Source organism: Nitrosophilus sp. (genome assembly GCF_982775275.1).
The window spans coordinates 1-1,558 of the sequence record NZ_CEXZHP010000269.1; the positions used below are offsets into that span (position 1 = coordinate 1).

A 1,558-nucleotide genomic window follows, 5' to 3' on the forward strand; every position below is an offset into this window, starting at 1 on the left:
TTTTAATTTTAAAAAATCATTAAAATTTTCAAAAGTTAGATTTAGCTTTTTTACTCCATCGATAAATTCTTCATAATATTTCTCATAATCTCTTTCATCGTTGCATCGTTTTTCATCGCTTATAGAAATAGTACCTTCAAGTTTTTGTAAAGGATAATAATAAGTTTTCGAACTTTTACAAATAGCCACCATAGAAAAAGGGGTTTCGATTCCACTTTTTATAAATTCGTCTTTTGGCAAAATATCATTATTTTCTTTTCTATCCAAACTTGAGGCATATCTATCGGCCAATTGGATTATTTTTTCATCTTTATTTAAACTACTCAAATGGTGACTTGATGCAATCTCAATTAATCGTCTTAATTCCTCTTTTTTGAGTTTTAATCCCATCTCATCTATAGCTTCAACCGTATGAGCAGCATGTATATGTGAATAATGAGTTTTATAATTTGGACAATATTGAGATTTTAGTTCTTCGCTTATTGATTTTCCGGTTCGTTGTCTAAACTTCCCAATATCATGCAAAAGCCCTGCAAGCGCTATTAAATCTTCATTTTTCATCTTATATCCTCTATTTTTATTTTCCCAAGGGCAAAAGTATTAAGTTTTCCAACACCGCTAATCTCCCCATATTTTAGCAGTTCATAAGTCTGAGGGGTCACTTCCTCAACTTCCATCTCTCCCAAAATTCCGCCTATTTTTAGCTTTTTCTTTTGCCTATTTGAATATCTTGTAAAATCAACCATTTTTAAATCTTTTTTTACGATTTTTGGGAAAGATTTTATCTGTTCCTTTTTTGAGTCAAAAAAGGCTCTTTTTTTATTTATTGAGATCAATATATCTTTTATATCCAAATTCTCTGGTTTTAAAAACCTCCCCTCTCTTTTTATTCTAAGGGGTGTTATAAATTTTACTTTAACATTTGGACAAAAATTGTCGTTTTTAAAATTTTTTGGTTCTATTTTTATATTTTCAAATTGGCCATTTTTATAAATAACTTCATTATCGATTTTTATATTTTCAATCTCAAACTTTTCTCTATTTTTGCCAAGCCCTTTATATGTAAGCATTTTATGGATCGCGCTTAAAATATATGGATATTTTTCTATAGAATCGTTAAATAAATATAAAGAAAAATCTAATTTTTTTGGAAAAAGCTCAAAATCCAATCTATAATTTAAAAATCTATTTTTCTCCTCAAAAAACTCATAATAGATACAATTTTTTGCTGCAAAACAGCCTTGACAGATTTTTGAAGGATTTACGCAAACTACATCTTTTAGGCTAGAGCCAAAACCTCCTCTAATCATAGAACCTAAAAAAGATGGGACTTTAAAATTTTCATTTTTTGCGCTTATTTTTATCTTAAGATATTTCATAGTTCTTAATATTTCCTTTATTTTTGTTTTATTTTATATATAATAAACTTACATTAAACTTACGAAGTATATTTTAACCCGGATTTTGCAATAGAATTTGTTGCAGTAGTGCTTTTGCTTGAGTTTTAGAGGCTTTTTAAAAATTTTGAAGGCTTATCTACATGGTGATAAGTCAAAAA

General features: G+C 27.9%; 2 protein-coding genes. Both read right to left on the reverse strand.

The window, feature by feature from the left end; genetic code table 11:
• On the reverse strand, nt 1–561 hold a 561-nt coding region (locus AC30RD_RS09125; RefSeq protein WP_489494217.1), incomplete at its 3' end, for an HD domain-containing protein.
• Nucleotides 558–1,379: a CRISPR system precrRNA processing endoribonuclease RAMP protein Cas6 gene (gene cas6 / locus AC30RD_RS09130; RefSeq protein ID WP_489494218.1), complete on the reverse strand. Its 822-nt coding sequence runs from the start codon at nt 1,377–1,379 to the stop codon at nt 558–560. The genes cas6 and AC30RD_RS09125, both read right to left, overlap by 4 nt.
• Nucleotides 1,380–1,558: the final 179 nt, after the last annotated feature.